Annotated in this window: 19 protein-coding genes; 7 read left to right on the forward strand and 12 right to left on the reverse strand. The window is 32.9% G+C overall.

The window, feature by feature from the left end:
• Nucleotides 1-23: 23 nt before the first annotated feature.
• From DK441_RS23100 to DK441_RS23115, 4 genes are all read left to right on the forward strand, one after another.
• Nucleotides 24-257 carry a cytochrome C oxidase subunit IV family protein gene (locus DK441_RS23100; RefSeq protein ID WP_109853612.1) on the forward strand — a complete coding sequence of 78 codons (234 nt, stop codon included), beginning with the start codon at nt 24-26 and terminating at the stop codon, nt 255-257.
• 154 nt (nt 258-411) lie between these two features.
• Nucleotides 412-831 (forward strand): CBS domain-containing protein, encoded by a 420-nt coding sequence (locus DK441_RS23105; RefSeq protein ID WP_074406470.1) that lies wholly within the window; start codon nt 412-414, stop codon nt 829-831.
• Nucleotides 832-986: 155 nt separating this feature from the next.
• The gene (locus tag DK441_RS23110; protein WP_109852942.1) at nt 987-1,664 is read left to right on the forward strand and encodes a DUF2461 domain-containing protein; all 678 of its coding nucleotides are present in this window, start codon (nt 987-989) and stop codon (nt 1,662-1,664) included.
• A gap of 6 nt (nt 1,665-1,670) precedes the next feature.
• Nucleotides 1,671-2,126, forward strand: a complete 456-nt coding sequence (locus tag DK441_RS23115) for a hypothetical protein (protein ID WP_109852943.1) — start codon at nt 1,671-1,673, stop codon at nt 2,124-2,126.
• Nucleotides 2,127-2,279: 153 nt separating this feature from the next.
• On the opposite strand, the gene DK441_RS23120 is transcribed toward DK441_RS23115, so the two are convergent.
• The 5 genes from DK441_RS23120 to DK441_RS23135 all read right to left on the reverse strand — a co-directional run bounded on the left by DK441_RS23120 (nt 2,280) and on the right by DK441_RS23135 (nt 5,670).
• On the reverse strand, nt 2,280-3,032 hold the full coding sequence (locus DK441_RS23120) for an SDR family NAD(P)-dependent oxidoreductase (RefSeq protein WP_109852944.1): 753 nt from the start codon (nt 3,030-3,032) through the stop codon (nt 2,280-2,282).
• Between the two features lie 85 nt (nt 3,033-3,117).
• Entirely contained in the window at nt 3,118-3,429 is a 312-nt protein-coding gene (locus DK441_RS26815) for a hypothetical protein (protein WP_160112251.1), read from the reverse strand.
• A 245-nt stretch (nt 3,430-3,674) separates the two neighbouring features.
• On the reverse strand, nt 3,675-4,424 hold the full coding sequence (locus DK441_RS23125; protein ID WP_109852945.1) for an SDR family NAD(P)-dependent oxidoreductase: 750 nt from the start codon (nt 4,422-4,424) through the stop codon (nt 3,675-3,677).
• A 65-nt stretch (nt 4,425-4,489) separates the two neighbouring features.
• Nucleotides 4,490-5,071: a TetR/AcrR family transcriptional regulator gene (locus tag DK441_RS23130; RefSeq protein WP_074406464.1), complete on the reverse strand. Its 582-nt coding sequence runs from the start codon at nt 5,069-5,071 to the stop codon at nt 4,490-4,492.
• Between the two features lie 71 nt (nt 5,072-5,142).
• On the reverse strand, nt 5,143-5,670 hold the full coding sequence (locus tag DK441_RS23135) for a GNAT family N-acetyltransferase (RefSeq protein WP_109852946.1): 528 nt from the start codon (nt 5,668-5,670) through the stop codon (nt 5,143-5,145).
• Nucleotides 5,671-5,964: 294 nt separating this feature from the next.
• Between DK441_RS23135 and DK441_RS23140 the strand changes: the two genes are divergently transcribed.
• Nucleotides 5,965-8,088, forward strand: coding sequence for a zinc-dependent metalloprotease (locus DK441_RS23140; protein ID WP_109852947.1), 2,124 nt, complete (start codon nt 5,965-5,967; stop codon nt 8,086-8,088).
• Nucleotides 8,089-8,332: 244 nt separating this feature from the next.
• Here DK441_RS23140 and DK441_RS23145 read toward each other — a convergent pair whose 3' ends face one another.
• Nucleotides 8,333-9,082 (reverse strand): C40 family peptidase, encoded by a 750-nt coding sequence (locus tag DK441_RS23145; protein WP_109852948.1) that lies wholly within the window; start codon nt 9,080-9,082, stop codon nt 8,333-8,335.
• A gap of 121 nt (nt 9,083-9,203) precedes the next feature.
• Nucleotides 9,204-10,382 carry an acetyl-CoA C-acyltransferase gene (locus tag DK441_RS23150; protein WP_109852949.1) on the reverse strand — a complete coding sequence of 393 codons (1,179 nt, stop codon included), beginning with the start codon at nt 10,380-10,382 and terminating at the stop codon, nt 9,204-9,206.
• A 237-nt stretch (nt 10,383-10,619) separates the two neighbouring features.
• On the opposite strand from DK441_RS23150, the gene DK441_RS23155 reads away from it, so the two are divergent.
• Both DK441_RS23155 and DK441_RS23160 read left to right on the forward strand, forming a co-directional pair.
• Entirely contained in the window at nt 10,620-12,482 is a 1,863-nt protein-coding gene (locus DK441_RS23155; RefSeq protein ID WP_109852950.1) for a hypothetical protein, read from the forward strand.
• A gap of 213 nt (nt 12,483-12,695) precedes the next feature.
• On the forward strand, nt 12,696-14,741 hold the full coding sequence (locus DK441_RS23160) for an HD family phosphohydrolase (RefSeq protein ID WP_109852951.1): 2,046 nt from the start codon (nt 12,696-12,698) through the stop codon (nt 14,739-14,741).
• 57 nt (nt 14,742-14,798) lie between these two features.
• On the opposite strand, the gene DK441_RS23165 is transcribed toward DK441_RS23160, so the two are convergent.
• The 5 genes from DK441_RS23165 to DK441_RS23185 all read right to left on the reverse strand — a co-directional run bounded on the left by DK441_RS23165 (nt 14,799) and on the right by DK441_RS23185 (nt 24,182).
• A complete protein-coding gene (locus DK441_RS23165; protein WP_109852952.1) occupies nt 14,799-15,080 on the reverse strand; it encodes a DUF3817 domain-containing protein in 282 nt (93 codons plus the stop codon).
• 18 nt (nt 15,081-15,098) lie between these two features.
• Nucleotides 15,099-16,337 carry a mechanosensitive ion channel family protein gene (locus tag DK441_RS23170; protein WP_109852953.1) on the reverse strand — a complete coding sequence of 413 codons (1,239 nt, stop codon included), beginning with the start codon at nt 16,335-16,337 and terminating at the stop codon, nt 15,099-15,101.
• 284 nt (nt 16,338-16,621) lie between these two features.
• Nucleotides 16,622-17,833, reverse strand: a complete 1,212-nt coding sequence (locus DK441_RS23175) for a M57 family metalloprotease (RefSeq protein ID WP_109852954.1) — start codon at nt 17,831-17,833, stop codon at nt 16,622-16,624.
• Between the two features lie 314 nt (nt 17,834-18,147).
• Nucleotides 18,148-21,117 carry a TonB-dependent receptor domain-containing protein gene (locus DK441_RS23180; RefSeq protein WP_109852955.1) on the reverse strand — a complete coding sequence of 990 codons (2,970 nt, stop codon included), beginning with the start codon at nt 21,115-21,117 and terminating at the stop codon, nt 18,148-18,150.
• A gap of 443 nt (nt 21,118-21,560) precedes the next feature.
• Nucleotides 21,561-24,182, reverse strand: a complete 2,622-nt coding sequence (locus tag DK441_RS23185; RefSeq protein ID WP_109852956.1) for a TonB-dependent receptor — start codon at nt 24,180-24,182, stop codon at nt 21,561-21,563.
• Nucleotides 24,183-24,219 lie beyond the last annotated feature (37 nt).

Genomic DNA, 24,219 nt, shown 5'->3' on the forward strand with positions numbered 1-24,219 from the left:
ACATTAATTTTAAAAGATATCCCATGAAAAAAAGTATAACTATTACCTACGTGTTTTTAATAGTATTAACCGTTATTTCGGGAATAATATCAGGTGCAATAAATAAAAATATTTCTTTTATCATTTTACTGTTGTCTGCATTAAAATTTATTGGCGTATCGTTTTATTTTATGGACTTAAAAAAAGCACATACTTTTTGGCAATCTATTATAATAGGTTATGCTATAGCATTGGTTATCATTGTTTTAATGATTTAATGATGTCGTTGTTTTGCAATTGTAAATCGATCTGCAAGAGATATGAATACTGTATTGAAAAATTGACACAAATTTTGAATACATGAACTGATATTTGTCATAATTATTTTATGAGTTTGATCCTATCTTTAGTATAGAATTTAAACCTAATAGAATGAAAAAAAGAACACCTGTTTCCAAAATTATGACTTCCGATGTAATTACCTTAAATCACACTAATGGTTTAGAAACAGCGGAAAAGCTATTTAAAGAAAATAATATCCGTCATATTCCTGTAGTTAGTGGCGATGCTATTATTGGTATGTTAAGTTATACAGATTTACTACGTATAAGTTTTGCCGATGCTGTAGAAATAGAAGAGCAAGATGTTGACACGGTAGTTTACGAAATGTTTACTATAGAACAGGTAATGGCAAAAAACCTGGTAAGTGTAAGCTCTAGTACTACAATCAAGGAAGTTGCAGAAATATTGTCGAAAAAAGAATTTCATGCATTACCTGTAGTAGATAATGATAAACTGGTAGGTATAGTAACCACAACAGATTTGATAAATTATTTATTAGATCAATTCTAATAACTCGGTTTTTAGAAAATGCAAAAAAGGGAAGTAACGTGCTTCTCTTTTTTTGTTGAAATAAAGTAAAGTTTGATCTACCGTATTCCATAAAATTTAGTTAAACTTCTATAGAGAAAACAGATTTTAGTATTTTTAAGATCAAAGTATATTATATGAGTACCATACCAAAAACAATATTTGAATTTTTAAAAGATCTAAAAGAAAACAATCATCGAGATTGGATGACAGAAAATAAGAAACAGTATCAGAGTAATGAAAAAATACTCAAAGCGTTTTATGCATCTGTCGCAGAACGATTAAATGAGAAAGATGAGATCGAAAAAACTAAAGTATTTAGAATTAATAGAGATGTTCGTTTTAGTAAAAATAAAACACCGTATAATGTACATCGCAGTGCAAGTTTTAGCAGGGCAGGAGCACATAGGAGAGGAGGGTATTATTTGCGATTAGAACCAGGTAATTCACTTATGGCAGGAGGTTTTTTTAGCCCAGAACCAGCAGATTTATTACGGGTTAGGAAAGAATTTGAAATGGATGATCAAGAGATTCGTGAAATATTATCAAATGCAGATTTTAAGAAAGCATTTAATGGTTTTGACTCTTCAAACCAGGTAAAAACTGCTCCAAAAGGATTTAGTAAAGATCATCCTAATATTGATTTAATCAAAAATAAATCATTTTTTGTAGCACATAATTTTACAGATACAGAGGTTTTTGCGCCTGATTTTCTGGATAAAGTAGTATACCATTATGAATTACTAAGACCGTTTTTTGATTATATGAGTGATGTGCTTACTACAGATCTTAATGGTGTTTCTTTAATTGAGTAAAGAATAATGGAAATACGAATCATAAAAGATAATAGAAGAAATATATTGTCTTGTATTAGAGAAGATGGTAGTATAACCAGTATTGGTTTAGGCCCTGATCTTCCTAATCATGATATGGCACATTTTGTTGTAGAATCTTATTTTGGTTTAAAACAAGGGTTTTATGGAATGATAAAATCAGGGATGACCATAGAAGACCTTTCTAATAAAGAAATTATTAAAACCTTAGGAAAAGAATCCTGGCTTGCTGAGATTTTGGCTAGAAATCTTCAAGCATTAGGTTCGGGTTCTAGTACAATAGAAGAATTTATTTCTTTGGTTATTTGGGAAACAAATACGATGTCAATTCAACCTCCAAAAATGAAGTTATCCGATGTTAAAAAAATTAAATCAAGTTTTGATGAGTTATGTAAGCAATGGAAACAATTATCTAATCAGGACCGCCTAAGTTTGATGTTTTAAAAATTATATTACTAACATTGGAAAATTCTGTGAGGTCTTTTAAACTTAAAATGATTTATTAATAAAACCTCACAGATATATTGACCAGTAAACAACAAACTCTTCGATCTTGATTTGATGTAGTTTATGTTGTGATAGGATAGATAAAGGAAATTAAACCTGAGTCATTCCTCCATCAACTTCTAATTCTATACCATTGATATAGGATGCATCATCAGATGCCAGAAATAAAGCAGATTTAGCTATTTCTTCTGGAGTCCCAAAACGACCCAAGGGTACTTGTCTGGCAAAACCTTTTCCCATTTCTTCTGAAACATCTTTTGGGAGCCCCATTTTACTAAAAATTGGAGTTGTAATAGGCCCTGGAGAAATAGAATTAACGCGAATACTTCTGGACTTTACTTCTGATGTTAAAACCCTTTGATAGGCACGTAATGCGCCCTTAGTAGCAGAATATATCGCTAGACCATCAAAGGCTCGATGTGTTACTACAGAATTATTAAAAAGGATTGTTCCTTGATCATTAATATATGGTAATGCTTCTTTAACAGCTAATATTGGTCCTTTTACATTAATATTAAAAATCTCTTCATAATGTGCTTCTGTGATTTCATGGGTTGGAGTAGGGCGTAAAACAACGCCAGCATTAAGGAATAGAATATCAATTTTACCATATTTATTTATGGCTTCTTTAATCAATCTTTTATTATCTTCTGGTTTGGCTACATCTGCTGTAACAGTTATAAAATCCCCTACAAGTGTTTCTGAAACTTCATCCAATGCTTCCTGGCGTCTTCCTGAGAGTACCACTTTGGCACCTTCTTGTAAATACAGTTTGGCCGTTGCTAATCCGATTCCGCTGTTTGCTCCTGTAATAACGGCTACTTTGTTGTGCAGTTTTTTCATCTTAATTGATTTTTTGTTAATAAATTTTACTTGAGGCAATTATTTCGAATATGCTAAACGATACATATGACAATCCAATAATTCCTTATAGGGTTTCTACTGGGGAAGTAGAAATAGAATTATTTTTATTGAATATGCGGTAGAAATCATCATCGTAGTGATATACATGATGTATATCATTAGAATGATGTGTGTGTGTTAAGAAATTTTTAGAATTGAAGAATAAACGATATCCCGAAAGGAATATATCTGGGGTTGACTTGTCATTCTGAAACGCTATTGTTTTATGATAAGTATAGCGATGTCTATTGGTAGTAACAGGTATTATTTTTTTGAAGAAATCTCTATATAATTCTGTTTGACAGGACCATTTGTGAGTATCATTTTTTTCTCCCATAGTATAGTGGTTTTAAGAAGTATATACCAGATGGGATTTGTCTGGAAATTACGCAAAAAAAGTAGGTTTTTTTTATACGTATAATTAATTTTCGGATGATAATATACAAATAATCAATGTGTTATGCAAAACCTGGTATTTTGAGTTTTATAGAATTTTGATATTAAAAAGAATGATGAAAGAATTGAGACACATTTAAAAAGGCCGATTTCTATCAAAATCAGCCTTTTTTACAGAGAAGTATTTTATATTTGACTTAGCCCACCATCAATTTCTAAATCCACACCATTAATAAAAGATGCATCTTCTGAGGCTAGAAATAAAGCCGATTTTGCAACTTCTTCAGAAGTCCCAAAACGACCTAATGGTACTTGTTGAGCAAAACCTTTACCCATTTCTTCAACAACATCTTCTGGTAATCCCATTTTACCATAAAGAGGTGTTTCGATAGGTCCTGGCGCAATAGAATTAACACGAATACCTCTAGACTTTACCTCAGAAGTTAAAACACGTTGATAAGCTCGTAATGCCCCTTTGGTTGCAGAATAAACACCTAATCCATCAAACCCTTTTTGAGAAACAATAGAGTTTGTAAATAATATAGCCCCACCGTCATTGATATGTGGCAATGCTTCTTTGGTAGCTAATATTGGTCCTTTTACATTGGTATTAAATAAAGTATCGTAATGCTCTTCTGTTATTTCATGAGTAGGAGCTACCGGTGCAATGCCAGCATTTAGAAATAAGACATCAATTTTTCCATATTTAGAGGTTGCTTCTTCAATTAGTCTTTTGTTATCTTCTGCTTTGGCTACATCTGCTTTTACGGTAATAAAATCACCTTCAAGTGCTTCTGCAACTTCGTCTAGTGCTTCTTGACGCCTTCCCGAAAGCACCACTTTGGCTCCTTCCTGTAAATATAGCTTTGCTGTTGCCAATCCTATTCCGCTATTGGCCCCGGTAATAACTGCAACTTTGTTTTGTAACTTTTTCATTGTATTATTTTTATATTTATAAATAGTTTATTTGAAACAATCGTTTCAAAATAAGTTAAAAAAAATTAGTATAGCACTTTGAGTACAGTACGAGTGAGATTTCTTAAATCATTTTCATTTTTATTTAGTATTCCTGTCATTCTAAGTCCTTGTATAGACGAAAAGAGGTATAATGCATATTGACCAGCCGTCTGATGCTGATTAAATATCTTTTCCATTTGCCCTTTGGTCACAATATCTTCGAGCATCGCAATCATTCGATCTTGATTTTTTTCCATAAAGGATTTAATCAAAGGCTCCTGGTTTGTCATTTCTGATTTACAATTAATAACCAAACAACCTTTACGATCATTATCATTAATAATTTCATGGATATATAAATCAAAAATAGCTTCAATAGCCTCGCTTGCATTATAAGATTGTGCTAACTTTTGGCTAAAACTGTTTCCATATGTAGACTGATAATGCGAAAGAACTTCGAGAAACATATTTAATTTACTTCCAAAAGAGTTGTAAATACTCGATCGATTTAAATCGGTAGCATCTACCAAATCTTGCATAGAAGTACCATTGTATCCTTTTTTATGAAATACTTCGGTAGCTTTTTGCAACACTGTGTTTCTGTTAAATGTTTCTACTTTTGGCATGCTTAATATGAAATGATCGTTTCAAAAATAATTAAAATTGGCAATGTGTATTGTTATAAAAATCATAAAGTTTATAAAATGAGTTTCATCATCATGTCTGTTTGAAGGTCTGTACCTAACATAAATTTATGAGTATCAAAGATTTTAAAACCATTTCTTTTATAAAACTTGATAGCTCCGGGATTTTTCTCCCAGACACCTAACCAGATAAACTCTATAGATTTTTCTTTTGCTATTTGTAAGATTTTTTGAAATAGCAATTGCCCAATTTTTTTTCCCTGATGCTCTTTTACGACATATATTCGTTCTATTTCCAGAGTATTACCTTCTACAGGTTCTGTCTGAGCATTACCCGAGTTTATTTTAATATATCCAGCTATTTGATTATGTATCCATGCAAAGTAAAACTCAGAGTTTGGATTATGTAGCTCTTCTGTAATATTATCTAAAATGAATTTTTCATTTAGGTATTCATTGATATTCTCTTCTGTGTTATGAGGAGGCCCAAAGGCATCATAAAATGTTTGACGGCCAATATCCAATAACTTACGGTTATCTTCTGGTTGCACTGGTTTGATTAGAACTTCTTTTAATATCATTTTGACAATGAATTACTATTAAATATAAATATTTTTTAGATGAAAAAAAACATTTTTATTTTTCATGCATTTGCACTTATGGTTAATATTACTCAAAAAGGATATAATACTGACTAAACCTCTTAGTTTTTAATAAACAAAAAAACCGCCCACCTTCTATAATACATTTGATTTAGAAAGGCAGTTTTTGAATAGTTGGATAATTTAATATAAGGATGTGGTAATAATGTATAAGTTGCTGATTATTAAATCATTTAACTTTAGTTTAACTTTTAAAATCTAACACAAACCATTATGAAAAATCTAAAATTTGTAGTACTCACAGTACTAATTCTATTTATTTCAAAAGAGGCTTTTTCTCAAAAAATTGTTGAATGTAAAGCTTCAGAAATGAATGAAAAGATGATTAACAAATCGAAGAAGGCTAAAGCAGAATATCTACAATTCGAGAATTTTACCAAAGAATTTATTTCTTCTGAAAAAGTATCAAAGTCAAGAGCAGTTACTTACATTATCCCGGTTGTATTTCACGTGTTCGGAACTGATTTTAGTGGAACAACAGTAAATCGATCAAAAATAGAGAGGGCTTTAGATGAATTAAATAAGGAGTTTCAAGGACGAAATGATGATTTTAACACAGTAGACTCTAGATTTAGATCTATTCGAGGTAAATTAGATATTGAATTTAGACTTGCCAAAAAAGACCCTAGTGGTAATGCCACTACAGGAGTAAAATTTCACGGAGCCCGAAGTGGGTTTGGAAACGATGACACATATGATTCTCAGATAAGACAATTTGCTTGGGATAATTATAAATACATGAATGTTTATATTCAATCTGATTTATATAATGATGGAACATATACTAACTCTGGGGTTGCCTGGTATCCTAATACCGGTATGTCAAACAATAATACTGCTAGAGTAGTATATAATGGACGTTACCTTTATGGAAATACTAATGAAGAATTTGCAGCAGTATTAACTCATGAGTTTGGACATTGGCTAAACCTGATTCATACACATGAAGGTGGATGTAATGGAACCGACCGTGTGAGTGATACTCCACAAGATACTCAATCTAATGGAGGTGGATGTAGTGAGACATCTGATTGTGGTAGATATATCAATTATGAAAATTACATGGGGTATAATGGAGCGTCTGGATGCTACAAAATGTACACAGAAGGACAGATAAGCAGAATGCTTGCAGCTTTACAACATTCTGCCAGAAAACCATTGTGGCAAAGATCCAACCTGATAGCTACAGGTGTAATTGACGGAGGAGGAGGGGACTTACCTGCAATACCTGTAGGGTTAAGAGAATCTAATGTTACATCTACTTCATTTACCGCATTGTGGAATAGCGTATCTACTGCTACTTCATATGATATCCAGTTATGGATTGAAGAAAATGGAAATGCTGACGAGGGATATTGGGAAACACAAGGAAATACATCTCAGACCTCTTATGATTTTTCAAGATTTCCGGCCAATAGTACACAATGGTGGCGAGTAAGAGCGAATAATAGTGAAGGAAGTAGCTCTTATTCTGATTATAGGACAGTAGAACTCTCAGGAGGAGGAGGAGGAGACTTACCGGCTACTCCTGCAGGATTAAGCGAATCTAATGTTACTTCTACATCATTTACTGCGCAATGGAATAGTGTGTCTTCTGCTACTTCATACGATATTCAATTATGGATAGAAGGAAATGGAAATTCTGGATCTTGGGAAACTCAAGGGAATACATCTCGAACTTCTTATAGCTTTAGTGGTTTTCGAACAAATAGTACACAATGGTGGAGAGTAAGAGCAAATAATAGAGAGGGAAGTAGTTCTTACTCTAATTATAGAACTGTAGAACTCTCAGGAGGAGGTGGTGATACATTGCCTTTACCGACAGGTATCCGAAGTGATAACTATAGTTCTGGATTTTATATAGTATGGAATACAATATCAGAAGCGAATCAATATGAAATTCAGCTTAAAACTAATGGAACATGGACTACCGAAGGAACCTCCAATACATATTATTTTTGGGTTGGCAAAAAAGGAAACAGAACCTCATATGAATATCGATTGCGTTCTAGAAATGGATCTGCAACTAGTGATTGGAGTCGTTCTTATACAGCTAATCTGCCTTCATTTGCTACTAACAACTTTACCGAATCAATAAAGATATTTCCTAATTCGGTACAAAGAGGTAATGATGTTTCTATTCACTATACCAATAAGACAGATAAACCTGTTTCTGTAACAATTTATAATCTTAATGGTGTTGTTGTAAAGAACCTTAGTATGACCCTAAAAAGTAATACTATAAGATATAATACAAGTAATTTGCATAGTGGAATGTACTATGTGAAAATAAAAGATGGAATGTTATCTCAGGTTAAGAGGTTAATTGTTCGCTAGGCTATATTGACCAATTATAAATCATTAATTTAATTGATTTGTTGAGTAAGAAAGATGCTATTGATAATGCATTGATAAAAATAACGTTCAGGAAATATTATTTCTGGACGTTATTTATTTACCGTCTATAAAATAAATACCATTATACTAGCTTTAAAAACTTAGAAAATAAAGATTGTGACTGTGAAGATTAATTAACAGTATTAAAAGACCGAAGTGGATTTATCACTTCGGTTTTTTTAAACTAGATAATACGTTTGATTACTCTTAATTTATGAGTGTGTGTGCGTTTCTCGGCATTATAAATCCCGGTGTGATCGATACGATCTACACGTACTTTACCATGCGCATGAATGATGTAGTTGTCTTTCATCATAATACCTACATGGGTAATTGCACCTTCTTCATTATCAAAAAATGCCAGATCTCCGGGTTCACTTTCTTCAATAAAACTTAGTGGATCTCCTTGTGTTGCTTGTTGAGACGCGTCTCGTAATAATTTATACCCATTAAGTTTATATACCATTTGAGAAAACCCACTACAATCAATACCAAAATTTGTTTTTCCGCCCCATAGGTACGGTGCATTAAGAAATAGAAAAGCGGTATTTACGATATTATCTTTAGGTTGTTTTTCTGTAATTCGGGCCCCTTCATAGTGATGCTTAAAAAAGTCTAATGCTTTCAAAGAAGATCCAAGAGGAATAGGCATTAGTTGGTTCTCATCACAGCTTACAAATTCGACCATATCTCCCACCATGCAAAGCGGTTTTTTATCGAAATTAGTATATTCTTCTTCGGTGATTTCTACATATTGTTTGTTATCAATCCAGCCTTCATAACGATCAAAAGCCAATCGAATTTTACTCCATTTTTTACGTTTTTCTAACACTTTAAAATGTTCACCATATAATACTTGGGAAACCATTTCACTAGGGTCTTGAGGTTCAAAACGTAACGGGACAATACTTAAATTACAAATACCGTATTGCATGAATTTTTTATAGGAAAAAGACGAATAAACGTCAGATTATTAAATGATTAGATTGAAATTTAGAAAATCGAAGTTAAGGACCGAAAACTATTCCCTTTAACTTCGATTTTCTAATGTACAACTATACTCTTTCGATTACCATGGCCGATGCACCACCACCACCATTACAGATAGCTGCAGCACCGATCTTGGCGTTGTTTTGTTCTAATACGTTAATTAAGGTAATTAATATTCTTACACCAGAGCATCCTAGTGGATGTCCTAGAGAAACAGCACCACCATTTACATTGGTATTGGTGTCATTAAGTCCCAGAATTTTTTGATTTGCTAGTCCAACAACAGAGAAAGCTTCGTTAAATTCAAAGAAATCTACATCATCAAGAGAGATTCCTGCTTTTTCTATTGCTTTTGGTAATGCTTTTGCTGGTGCAGTAGTAAACCATTTCGGCTCTTGCGCAGCATCTGCATAACTTTTTATTCTTACAAGAGGCTCTAACCCCAGTTCTTGAGCTTTTTCGGCGCTCATAACAACAACAGCTCCTGCACCGTCATTAATTGTAGAAGCATTTGCAGCAGTAACTGTTCCTTCTTTAGAAAAAGCAGGGCGTAAAGCAGGTATTTTTTCCATTTTTACGTTTTTATACTCTTCGTCTTCTATAATCATAATAGGCTCTCCACGACGTTGTGGTACTGCTACAGGTACTACTTCATTATTAAATTTACCATCTGCCCAAGCTTTTGCAGAACGCTCGTAAGATTGGATAGCAAAGGCATCCTGATCTTCTCTGCTAAAATTATGTTCTGTAGCACAAAGATCTGCACAAACTCCCATTGCATTATGGTCATAAGCATCTACTAATCCATCTTTTTGCATACCATCATCCATAGTCTGAGGTCCAAATTTATGCCCTGCTCTTAATCGCACATAATGAGGTATTAAACTCATATTTTCCATCCCTCCGGCAACTACAATATCTGCATCACCCAAAGCAATGGTTTGTGCAGCATGCATAACAGCTTTCATACCACTCGAACATACTTTATTTACTGTCGTACAAGGAACAGTATCGTTGATACCAGCTCCTAATGCAGCTTGCCTGGCAGGAGCTTGCCCATTTCCGGCCTGAACAGCATTACCCATATATACCTCCTGAACTAGTGAAGGATCCAGGTTTATTTTATCTAATGCACCTTTGATTGCAGTAGCTCCTAATTGGGTAGCCGGAACAGTAGATAAACTTCCCATAAAACTTCCTATTGGTGTACGTACTGCAGATACGATTACTACTTCTTTACTCATTATTTATGTTTTAAAAATGTGTGTATTGTTTTTTGCGAATTTAGTGATTTTTAAAGGATATGCATAGTGAAGTTACTAACAAGAGTTATAATGGGGTACTGACTTATTTTTTATGCTATATTGAGTGATGATTTCGAATTACAAAACGATTCTATTGCTACCAGGTTTATAAGTGATTTCACTGTTTTCAGGGGGAGGTATAACTTTTTTAGAGCATATTTTTGCATAAAAAAAGTAATGGAAAATCTAAAATATATTTTTGCTTTGTTTATGAGTATTCTAACTATAGCATGCTCTAATGATGATGATATTGTAGCAACTATAATTACAGTAAAAGATTTTGAAACAGTTATAAAAGAGAATCCGGTTGTTGATCAAGAATTGGGTATTATAGAGGCGAATACCAATCTAGGAACATTAGATTACAGTATTAAATCAGAAGATCCTACAGGTGCTTTTGCTATTGATAGTAAAACAGGAAAACTAACTGTAAAAGATGCTACCCTGTTTGATTATGAAATGAACCCTAAACTTACAGCTATAGTGTTGATTAAGAGTGGAGGAGAAAGTAGAGAAGCAAAGGTAACAGTTGATCTAATTAATATTGTTAAAGCAACCATAACAACAAAAGATTTTGAAACTACTATAGACGAGAACCCAGATCAAGGAAAAGAACTGGGTACTATAGAAGCAACTACAGATGAAGGAGAATTAACATATACTATCAAAACTGAAGAACCCACAGGCGCTTTTGCTATTGATAATAAAACAGGAAAACTAACTGTAAAAGAAGCTACTCTTTTTGATTATGAAACCAGAGATCAACTTACGGCTATAGTGTTGATTAAGAGTGGAGAAGAAAGTGAAGAGGCAAAAATAACTGTATATCTTAATGATATTAATGGTGTTGCAACTATTACTGTGAAAAATCTGGAAGTTACCATTAATGAGAATCCTAATGAACAGGAATATCTGGGGTTTATTGAAGCAACCACCGATCAAGGAGAACTAACTTATATATTGAAAAATGAGAATCCCGAAGGGGCATTCATGCTAGAAAAAGATAACGGAACAGAAGGAGTAACAGGAGTTCATATACAGGTAAAAGATGCTGCTTTGTTTGATTATGAAGCTAGAAATCAACTTACCGCTACAGTACTGGTAATAAATGGTGAAACAAGTAAAGAAGCAACGATCAAAATAAACCTGAACGATATAGCTGGAGATATTAGTTTTGTTGACCCCAATTTTGAAAAGGCTCTATTAGAACATACCGATCCTATAATTGACACTAATGGTGATGGACAAATAACCGAAGATGAAGCCAAAGTTGTTACAGCGTTAGATGTAAAACTAAAAAGTATTATTGATCTTTCTGGAATTGAATATTTTACAGCATTGACTACACTAGATTGTAGCACAAATAATAATTTGACTACTCTAGATTTAAGTAAAAATATAGCATTGACGGAACTGGATTGTAGTAGTAACGACATAACTACCTTAGATGTAAGCAAAAACATTGAATTAACTAAACTAAATTGTAATGGCAATAATCTAACCTCTATTGATGTGAGTAAAAATATAAAACTAAATTTTTTGAATACTTCTCAAAACCCATTAATAGATTTGGATATAAGTAAAAACATAGTATTAGAAACGTTAGGTTATGGCGATGAAAATAGCTCATTAACTACTTTAGATATAAGTAAAAATACAAAGTTGTCTACTTTATTTATTGGATATACCGACTTAACCTCTATAGATTTGAGCAATAATACCGAACTAACTAGACTAGCTTTTCTTTTTAGTAATATGACAACTCTGGATTTAAGTAATAATACAGCGCTAACTCACCTGGATTTTCTAGGAAGTACTATAAACACCTTAGATCTAAGTAATAATGTTGCATTGACTAATCTAGCCTGTAATGGTGCCAACCTATCCTCTCTAAATTTGAAGAATGGTAACAATGCGAATTTAACAGCTAGTTTTCGCAATAACCCCTCTCTTACATGTGTAGAGGTTGATGATCCTACTGCAAACTATAATTGGTCTAAAGATGATACAGCAGTATATTCTAGTAATTGTTCTTTGTAAGTATAATGTAAACATCATATTAAAACAAAAAACGATGATCCCAGATCATCGTTTTTTGCTTTATATCTTAATATCTTTCGGGTTATAATTATAATCACATCAAAGAACTCGTTTTAACCATTTCATATAAATATCACTGAAGAAGATAAATTTTGAAGAAAAAAGGATTACTCAAGATAAGTTCTTTTAGTATTTTTGAGTAATTTCTAAAATATGAAAAGTTTTTTGAACAAATTATATAAAAGACAATCCTCTATATATAGGATTTTTCTTTTTATATGCACCACAGCACTCATTGTATATTTATTTCCTAAAGGAGGGATATTTAAATATGAATTTACAAAAGGTAAACCCTGGCAATATGAAAATTTATACGCTCCTTTTGATTTTGCAATTGCAAAAACCGAAGCAGAAATAGAGGAAGAGAAAAAGCGAATTAATGATAATGTAATTCCTTATTTTGAGTACGACACTATAATTGCTAATTCTGCTAAAGAATCTTATAATACTGCATTTTCTAATTACTTAAAATCACTTGATCAAAGCAGTAGTAGGGATGAAGCAAAGCTTTTTGGTAGAATATTGTTAAATGATATATATAGACATGGAGTGCTGCAAGAAAAATACTCTTATGACAGTGACAGACAAATTTTTTTAAATAAAGGAAATACTGCAGAAGCAATAACATATGGTCAAATTCTAACCTCTGATGTCTTAACTAAAACTATTAATTCCCGTATCGATAAAAGTGAATATACGAAGTTTAAAAGCGATTACGTTGCCTTGTTTTATGATTTAATAAAACCAAATGTTAGGCTAAACAAAAGGCTAACAGAGAGTACTTTGGAAATTGAATTAGAAAAGGTCCTAACTACTAGAGGAGGAGTATCCAGGGGGAGTAGGATTATAGCCAAAGGAGAGGTAGTAGAAGGAGATAAATTACAAATATTAAATTCGTTAAAAGCAGAATATGAATCCCAGGTATGGAGCGATAAAAACTTCTATTGGATCGTATTAGGGTATTGTTTGTTGGTTTCATTAGCACTTATGATGCTCCTTTTGTTTATAAAAAAATATAGAGCAGATATATATGAAAACAATACTCAAGTAACTTTTATTTTCTTTAATGTTCTTTTTCTGGTATTGATAACTACCTTAGTAGTTAAATACCGATCAGATTATATCTATGTTGTTCCTCTATGTATTCTTCCTTTGGTTCTTAAAGCATTTTTTGATTCGAGATTGGGGTTGTTTACTCATGTAATTACAGTGCTTATATTAGGGTTTGTTGTTCCTAATAGTTACGAGTATACTTTTTTGCAGATTATTGCAGGAATTGTAACGATATTAACAATTTCAGAATCTTTTAAGAGGGCTAATTTGTTTATTTCTGTAGGCCAAATCACATTAATTTATATCCTGGCATATATTGCATTTCATATTATTCATGAAGGAAGTATAAGTAATATCGACTGGGTAACAGTTGGGTTGTTTGTGATAAGTGGATTTGCAACTCTTATAGTACACCCTTTAATCTATGCTTATGAAAAGGTTTTTGGATTAATTTCTGATGTTTCATTATTAGAACTTAGTGATACAAATTCGGTTTTACTTAAGGAATTATCTAATAAAGCACCAGGAACATTTCATCATTCTCTTAATGTGGCTAATATTGCAGAGGCTGCTGCTAATGAAATCGGGGCTAATGCAATGCTGGTAAGAGTAGGAGCATTGTATCACGATATTGGTAAGATGGCAAACCCTACATATTTTACCGAAAATCAATCTACTTCTGGTAATGCACATGATATATTATCCCCAAAAGAGAGTGCAAAAATTATTATTGACCATGTGATAAGAGGTATAGAGATTGCCAAAAAAAATAACTTACCTGATCGTGTTATCGATTTTATTAGAACTCACCATGGAACTAGCACCGTTTACTATTTTTATAGCAAAGAAAAAGAAGCGAATGAAAATGTAAATATTGAAGATTTCAGGTATCCCGGACCAAGACCTTTCTCTAAAGAAACTGCCATTTTGATGATGAGTGATAGTGTAGAAGCTGCTTCAAAAAGTCTTAAAAACCCTACAAGTAGTTTAATCGATTCTTTTGTAGAAAAAATAGTAAGCAAACAAATGGAAGATAACCAGTTTCTCAATGCCAATATTACTTTTAAAGAAATCCAACAGATCAAAAAAGTCTTTAAACGTAAACTAACCAATATTTACCACCTTAGGATAGAGTATCCAGAGTAATCATTAGATATGAATATTGATTATGTATGTAGTGATTACTGAAGTTTCACTCTTCAATTACTCAGTCTTCTTTAGGTATTTTTGATCCATCCAAAAAGTTCCAAAAGGGATAATAGAGCAAACTAAAACAATCATAAGTGTTTTGGTGTTCCATTGTTTTTCTGGTTTCACAAGAAATGCAAATACAATATAAATTAGAAAAAGAAACCCATGAGCCATTCCTATTATTTTATTAGGCTCCGGAGATTCGAAAATATATTTTAAAGGCATGGTTACAAAGAGAATGAGTAGGTATGAAATACCCTCAAGATAGCTAATTAGTCTAAAGCTTGAAATCATAAAATTATTGGTGTTACGTTATTTTTCTGGAGTATAATTTAGTTCGAATACCTCTAGATTAAAATAGGGTATTGCTGATAGTAAATGATCAAAAATATCTGCCATTATCTGTTCATAGTTTTTCCAAACTTTGTTATTACTAAAGGCATATATTTCTAAAGGTGTTCCTTGTGCAGAAGGTGGTAATTGACGACTCATAATTGTCATTTCCTTATTGATAAACGGGTGGTTTTCTAGATATAACTCTACATACATTCTAAAAACACCCATGTTAGTCAGGTTTCTTCCATTCATCAATATACTTTTATCAATCTTAGATTGTTGATTGTAAGAGTCTATTTTTTGTTGAGTTGCAGTAAGATACCCTTCAATAAGTTCAATTTTTTTTAATTTATTGAGATCATCTTCAGATAAAAATGAAATACTCGATGTTTTGATTAACAATGCTCTTTTAATTCTTCTTCCACCAGAATTCATCATACCTCGCCAGTTTTTAAAGGACTGTGATGTAAGATAATATGTTGGGATTGTAGTGATCGTTTTATCAAAATTCTGGACTTTTACCGAAGATAGGTTAATCTCGATCACATCTCCATCGGCTCCATATTTTTGCATAGTGATCCAATCCCCAATTCTCACGGTGTCATTTACTGCTACTTGTATACTTGCAACAAATCCCAGAATAGTATCTTTAAAAATTAGAAGAATAACGGCAGACATAGCTCCAAGTGCCGTTAAGAATGTCCATATTGATTTTCCTGTCATCGATGAGAATACCAGAATAGCTCCTATAAACCATACAAATATCATAAACACCTGTACATAACTGTCAATAGGTTTATCTTTAAAGGAGTCTAAAGATTTTAAAAAATCTCTAAACGTTCTAAGGATACTTCTTAAAATCCATATCGTTAATACAATAACCATAATGTTAAATAGGGTTTCCAGGTATTTTTCTGCTGTCGGAAAAGCAATAAATAACATAGGAACAATCCATATTGTTAGCGATAATGGTACTATATGTGCCAGGTAATCAAAGGTTTTATTTTTAACCAAATAATCGTCGAAGGTATTTTTAGATTTTGAAGCATAGCTTTTAAAGATCGTTACAATAACTTTTTTCATTACAAAATCCAATACAAAAAGAACAACTACCAGGATACATATCCCAATAAGAAGGTTTAAGTATTCTGCTGTATGTTCTGAAATACCTTTTGAAACCAAAAGGTTGTAGAAGTAACGGGTTAAATCTTTCATGAATATCTGGTACTAAAATTCATGCAAAAATAGGATTCTAGCTTTTGATACAATACATAAAATGAAAGATTTAACTTTTTAAAAAGATATAGAGCAAATAAGAAGGTTAGAAAAGTTTATTTTTTTGCCATATAAAGCAGAGTCGATAGACAATCATCGCCCCATATTGTTGTTAATTTTTTAATTTAGCAAGATTCCTAATATTTATTGAATATAAAAAATACACGAGAAAATCATTCATGACCCCTCTCGTGCGTTAAACTAAAAATGGATGTTATTTTGTATTATGGACATTCTTCATTTGGCCCAAGTAGTCGAGAAATTTGTATAACATCTATTTCAATTTCTTTTTTGACCCCTTCACCGATGATGGTAAAATACCCTTTTCTTTGTTCACAAGGAGGCGCATCATAACGTTGTATTTGAATAACAAACTCTCCATCTCCTCGACCGCTGCTAGGTATAGGAGAAAACCAAAAAGAACTAGGAACAATTCTCCAATTTGTATTAGATTTTATATGTCCTGGCTTGGAAATACCACCTACATATCCAGAACGAACAAAAGGCCAATCTGCTAAATCAGGAAATTCTAGCCTTGGACCATATAATGCTTGTAATGCTATTTTATCCATAGCGGTAGGACCTGTTCCTGGATTACGAAGACATGACAGATAAATAGAAAGAGGATCAATATCTGTAAAGGATGTTGTTCCATCAATAGGTATTGCCCCATCGAATTGATCTTCGTCAGCTGGTCCATCATTGCAGGAAAATCTCCTATTAAAATAATCAGTATGCCTAAGACCTATAGCATGTCCTAATTCATGGAAAACTACAAGATAAGCTATAGTTTCGTTGCTAGCAGGTATCCCATTAGGAAAAGGATTAAGACGTACTAGATCCCCTGGATTCCCGTTCATATCAGGGTATTCAGCAAAACCTCTGAGTTTACTAAGTGTTTCATCAGCGACTATTTTTATATCCGCTGAAGCAGATTTTACATTAGATCCAAATTCTACACTAAACTTTAGAGTAAGATTAAGTGAGTTATAGACATTTACTGCATGTTGCACAGCCTTCTGAAACATTGGATTTAACGACCTGTCATCTCCTGGTTTTACCATTCCATAAATACTGAGCGTTCTAGGTAGTCCTGTAACCGTATTATTTGTTCGAAAATGCTTGGCGTTCGGATTTTCGCCATGTTGACTTACCATCTCTTTTAGTTGTTGTTCTGTAAAACCTACATCTCCTTGTAATACGAAAAATTTTTCTTCTACATCAGTAACAATATTTTTGAAAGTTCTTGCATAAAGATCACTAACATCATAACCGTCCTTAGCTAATGTTTGTTTTGCATCTTCGAAAGAGAAAGAATCTGATAGTGTGGTTTCTTCTAATTCTGTATCTCCTATAACCTGATCTTTGGTACAGGAAATCGCAAAAAATAATACCATTACCCCTATACAGAGGTTCAATAGGTTTTTGTTTTTCATTTGATTCGTGTTTTTTTAATTAAAAATTTCACGAAAGGTAGTTAAAGAGTATAGTTCTTTCGATGGATAAATTAGACTATAAAGAAGAGTTTATAGGTGTGTATTGAGCGTTTTTTTGTTAACAAACAGGGTTTTCTATTGATAAACAAAAAAGGACTAATGCATCATAGAAGTAAGGAAACTTGAAAAGTTTATTTTTTGCCATATAAAGCAGAGTCGATAGACAATCATCTTTTACTCTAGGTATATTTCGACCCTGCTTTAATATGACAGAATGAATGTTTTTTTAGATGTTATTTAAACAATCCATTTTACTATAATTTATAGTTTAATGATACATTAAACATAGTTCCTAATTGACTAAAATGAAAACCATTATAAGTCATTTGAGAATACCTTTGATTAAAAGTGATCAAATTAGAACGAGTTTTTAATTCTGCAGGATCATTCATAAGTGCATCCCCAGCTGCGTTAAGAGATTTAAACTCCCATTCTGGCAAAACGTTTAATAGGTTATTAACATTTACGGCAATTGTAAATTTATCTGTTGCATTATAATTAATACCTAAATCTGTAACAATTTTTGGGATAAACTCAGTTTTTAAATTAGGCCCCAGACCTTGTTGTCTGAATTCTGTTTTTCCGAAATATGTGTTATTTATAGAGAAATCGAATTTACCTATTTCATAATTTGCTCCTAAAATCCATTTGGTCTTAGGTCTAGAGGTAAAGAATAAAGCTTCCTGAGTTAGATTAACTACAGATTGTCCAGCACTTGCAACAATTGCTGGGTTTTTAACATCTCCATCTCTTTCATTTTCTATTGTATAATTACCTGATAAACTAAATCCAAGATTACCACCAGCAAGATTTATATTTTTATAATTAGCAACTACATCTATACCAGAAGTTCTGGTATCTAGTGCATTAACAAAAAAGCTTAAATCATTTAAGTTATTGTCATTTAGCAATTGATCTAGGCTTGTGTTACCAATACTATTACCAACAGCATCGGTAGCAGTTTTTCCAATTTCGGTACTTAATACAATCCTATCTTCAACCTGAATATTATAATAATCAATAGTGAAGTTTATATTACTGTTAACCTTAGCTCCGATACCTACAGTTATATTTGTAGATTCTTCTGCATCTAATTGTGGAATATCTAATAATTTTGCTTGAGGAGAAACATTATTTATTAATCCACCAACTTGAATTCCTGCTCCTGGAACAAAACTATACTGCGCTTTTTGAGTATAAATTTGATGAAGTGTTGGTGCTCTAAACCCTGTAGAGATAGAGGCTCTTAATGTTAATCTATCTTCTAAGAATTTATAGCGCGAACTTAGTTTCCACACAAAAGCATCACCAAAATCACTATAATCTTCTAATCTAACGGTACCGTTAACCAGAAAATCTTCTGTAATATCATACGCTATATCCAAATATCCCCCAAAATTATAACGGTTAAAAGTTCCTGAGTTTTCGGGACTATTCCCGGCAAATGAATCGGCACCACCACCATCATACGAGGCAAGATCTCCTTCAATAATTTCAAAAGTTTCTGTTCTAAATTCTGCTCCAAAACCAATACTGATTTTATCGGTAACTAATTTTGCAATATCAATATTTCCTACACTATGTCTGAATCCTGTTCCTCCGGGATCAAATGATATAGGGCTATTTTCTCTATACAATTCAGAACCTTGTGTGAGTTCACCAGGATCTACAGTACCATTGTCATTTGAGTCAATCCATGTAGACGGAGAATATACCGTATTACGATTGTGCGAATTATTTACTTTATAGGTTTGTGTGTTTCCACCAGTAGTATAACTTAAATCATAATTCCAACCATTCTTTATAGTTTTAAAACCAATAGTAGCATTATAATCATTTAGATCTCCTTCAAAAGTAGGGACATATCCAATATACTGGCCATTTGGTCCATCAGGGAAAAAATCAGCTAAGTAAGGAAAAGCAGCTTCCGTTCTCCAATATGGAGTTCTGTAATTAGCGAAGCTATTTATTTTTTTATAGACATATGCTGCATTTAGATAGATCTGTGTATGTTTATTTATATCATATCCACCATTTACCAAAAATTTTGCTGCAGATGTTTCTGGTGACCCATTAATATTTCCGGCATCAGGTTTGAGAGCCAAAAATTGATCAACATCTGCTCTTCCTTGTGTATTTGCAGCATTGATTTCTGCAAGTCTGGTAGTATGATTAGGAGTACCTACGTAGTTGTCAATAAATTCTTGCTGAGCTTGTTCGGCTGTAAGACCTGTTAGCGTAGCTCCTCCGTTTAAAGCTTGCCCTCCAGCATCTAAATAGCTACTATAGCTATCAGGATTTGTAAAAACGAAATCATCAAATTCTCCCTGTGCATCTACAGTTCCTGGCCTGTTAGCAAGACTTACCTTAGAGAAGTCTACGGTATAGTTAAAGAACCCTTTGTCTTCTCCTATAGAGCTACCATTATTTAAACTAATTCCAATCGTTTCTCCGTCTCCTTCAGATGTAATTCCTGATCTAATAGTCACAGAGCCTTCTTCTGGATTGTCTTTTAGAATAATATTCATTACACCTGCAATGGCATCAGAACCGTATTGCGCAGATGCACCATCTCTTAATATTTCTACTCGTTTTATGGCATCTGTTGGTATTGCAGAAATATCAGAACCAGTTTCACCTCTTCCCGGAGAGGTTTGAGTATACAATAAAGCACTTAGGTTTTTACGTTTTCCATTAATAAGAATTAGGGTTCTACTAGGTCCCATATTTCTAATCTCATAAGGATCTAATAATGAAGTAGCATCATTAACTGGTGTCTGTACAGTATTAAATGATGGTATTTTATATTGTAATGCTTTATCGAATGTAATTTGACCAGTAGAAGTTAATTCTTTTGCCGGCAATACATCAACAGGGAGCGAAGAAGTAGTATTACTTCTTGGTAGTGCTCTGGATCCAACTAAAATAATCTCTTCAAGTTGTGCTCCACCACTTAATGAGATATTAATGGTTGTTTGAGAATTTACAGGTACTTCTTTAGAATTAAAGCCTACATAACTAAAAACCAGAATACCTTCGGGGTTAACTTCGATGCTGTATTTACCATCAAAATCGGTTGTAGAACCATTACTGGTTCCTTTTTCAATAATATTTACTCCAGGTAAAGGAGAACCATCTGCATCCGAGACGACTCCAGTTACTATCTGTTGCGAAAAGCACAGACTTGTGGATAGTACGATTAAAATAAATGCGAGTTTTTTCATGTAATAATTTGTGTTTAAATGATGTTGGTTTAAAATGATTGTCGGCTAAATATATTTAAAAATGCTAGTATTTAACATAAAGTATTATGAATTTTTCAAAAAATATGTGAAAAACTCATAAAAAAATGTGTTTTTTTTACTTTGAAAACCTTAAAAATTGGCACTTAAAATATGTAGTAATAGTGGCTGTTTTTAGAGGGCTAGTAACCAAATTTTATTGTTGCATTTTGGATACCAAAACGATGAATCGATATAAGGAAATAGTACATGATCGTTATGAAGAAGATAAAATTATAATGTATTTAGTAAAGCTTTTTTTTTTATGTTTAAAAGTGAAAAAATTATAAATATGGAAATAAGAAATATCAATATTTCTTATTATTTTAAAAATAAAAAGACCGCCTAAATATTTAGGCGGTCTTCTAATATATGTTTGGTATTTTTTAGAAATTAAAATCTAATCTAGCATAGTAATAAGCTCCACCAAATCCCATTTGAACAGCATCCCAGTATCCACCAGCTTCTGTTTCACCATCATTTTGTTGATCGGGATATTCATTAAAAATATTGTTTCCTCCGATAGTAAACTTTAGGTTATCGGTAAGCTTATATCCTACATTTAGGTCTGCAGTAATTTTAGCACCGTATACATCTTCTGCATCTGTGAAATCGATAAGAACAATCTCACTAAAATGTGTTAAACCAACCCCGGCATTAAATTTATTTTTGCTGTAATTGGCATTAAAAGAAAACTTACTTTCTGGAGCAGAAGCCAATAAAAATGCTTTTTCTCTTTCTCCAAAGAAGGTAGCTTGGTCTAAACTTCCATTGTTTATATTCTCAATGGTCATATTATTAATGTTTCCGGCTAGTGTTGCTGATATATTACCAAAATCAAAGTTTCCTTTCCAGGATAGTATTAAATCTAGCCCAATAGTTTCTGTATCTACACCATTAGCAAAGAATTGTGCTTCTGCCACATTTGGTATTTGAGGAGCAGCAAATGTTCCTGTTAATACAATTCTATCTTTAACATTAATATAATACCCATCTACTGTAGCTGTAAAACCACCAAAAGTGGCTGTTGCTCCTAAGGCTCCGTTTAATGCTGTTTCTTCGTCGAGTTGTTGAATCCCAAAAGAAGCAGTTACAGGACTATTATTAGCAGATAATAAGGTTTCTGTTGCGACTCCACCCTGGAAATCAGTAAATCTAAGGTTGTAGTATATCTGAGCCAGAGAAGGAGCTCTAAAACCTGTACTTACAGATCCACGAATATTAACACCTTCTGTAGCTTTAATTCTAAAAGCTAATTTACCATTAGTAGTACTTCCAAAATCACTATATTCTTCAAACCTACCTGCAACGCCTAATAAAAAACTATCAGAAATATCTAATTCTGCATCTGCATATATTGAAAGGTTAGATCTTGAACGATCTACTTCGTTTGCAGGACTATACCCAGGGAATCCCTGTGACCCACCAGGTCTCAATTCTCCAGAAAGTGGATCGGTAGGCTGTGTTTGACTTCCTGGATCTGTAATAGGTAAGCCATTAACATCATATGTTGCATAAGACCCTTCTTCGCCAGCAAAAATTTCGAAATTTTCAATTCTGTATTCTGTACCAAAAGCGATGTTTAATCCTTTAAGAATGTTTGGATAATATTTAGAAAGGTCAAGACTGGTTGTGTTTTGACTTAGGCTATGTCCACCAGCATCAAAATCTGTTGGTGAAGAGCCTTGTAACGAGGCGTTTAAAGTTCCTTTTATGAAATAATGAAAATTATTTTTACCCCAGGTATTATTAATATCAATTTTCCAACCGCCTTTAGTTTCTGTTCTAACACCAGCAGAAACAGAATTGTCGATGATATTTGATGTTATCCTTGGGGTAAAACCGTTTGAATAAATAGAAGGTACAACACGTTCTCCATCATTACGTGTAAATGCAAAAGCGTCTGTATCACGATAATTTCTTCCTCCAAAAGCATATATCTCAGTTTTTTCAGATATTGGGATTGCAGCATTAGCAAAGAAATTAAAACCATCTATAGCAGCCTCTCCAAAACCTCTCCTGAAATCAAAACCAGGACGTAGTGTTTTGTTTTTGCTAATATATTCTGTAGTAAAGTTTGCGTAACCATCTTCTCCGATTTCTACTCCATAGTTAGCGGTTATTTTTACAGATCCTCCATCAAAACTTTTATCATCAGCAATGATGTTCCCATCATTTTCGGTATCGAGTCGATTTCCTTCGGTATTAGGAGTTCCCACAGGAAAATCTCCTTTTGCATTCGCATTATAAGCACCGTAACTAATACTTCCTGTTAATTTATTTACATTATCTTTTAGAACAATATTAATAACACCAGCAATAGCATCAGATCCATACTGTGCTGCAGCGCCATCTCTTAAAACTTCAATTCTTTTTATAGCAGACGCAGGAATAGCATTGAGATCTGTTCCAGAGTTCCCTCTTCCACGAGTTCCAAAAACATTAATTAAAGAAGAAGAATGTCTTCTTTTTCCATTTATTAAAACCAAAGTTTGATCGGGCCCAAGACCACGTAAAGTTGCCGGGTCGATATGATCTGCACCATCTGATCCAGATTGCTTATTAGCATTAAAAGAAGGAGCCGCATACTGCAAGAGTTCATTAATTTCTATTTTACCACTTTTGGTAATAACATCTTGCATATCGATAATGTCAATTGCTACAGGAGTATCGGTTGCAGTTCTTTTTGGACTTCTGGATCCAACCACAATAATAGTACTTAATGCTTCTCCTTCGAGGAGAGTGACATCTATTTTTTCTTGTGTTCCTACTTCTATTTCTTGTGTCTCAAAACCGATATAGCTATATATAAGAATAGCATTTGCATCTACAGCAATTGAATAGTTTCCTTGATTATCTGTTGTCGTACCTTTTGCAGATCCTTTTTCTATAATATTTACATAAGGTATTGGAGATCCTGAAGAGTCAGTAACTGTTCCTGTTATTACTTGTTGGCTAAAACACCAACTGGTGAATAAGCAAAATAAAATGAGTGTGATTTTTTTCATAAAAAATGTTTATTTAAGGTGATTGTGTCCTTAAATA

This window comes from Aquimarina sp. AU58 (genome assembly GCF_900312745.1).
In the GTDB taxonomy this organism is placed as follows: Bacteria; Bacteroidota; Bacteroidia; order Flavobacteriales; family Flavobacteriaceae; genus Aquimarina; species Aquimarina spinulae.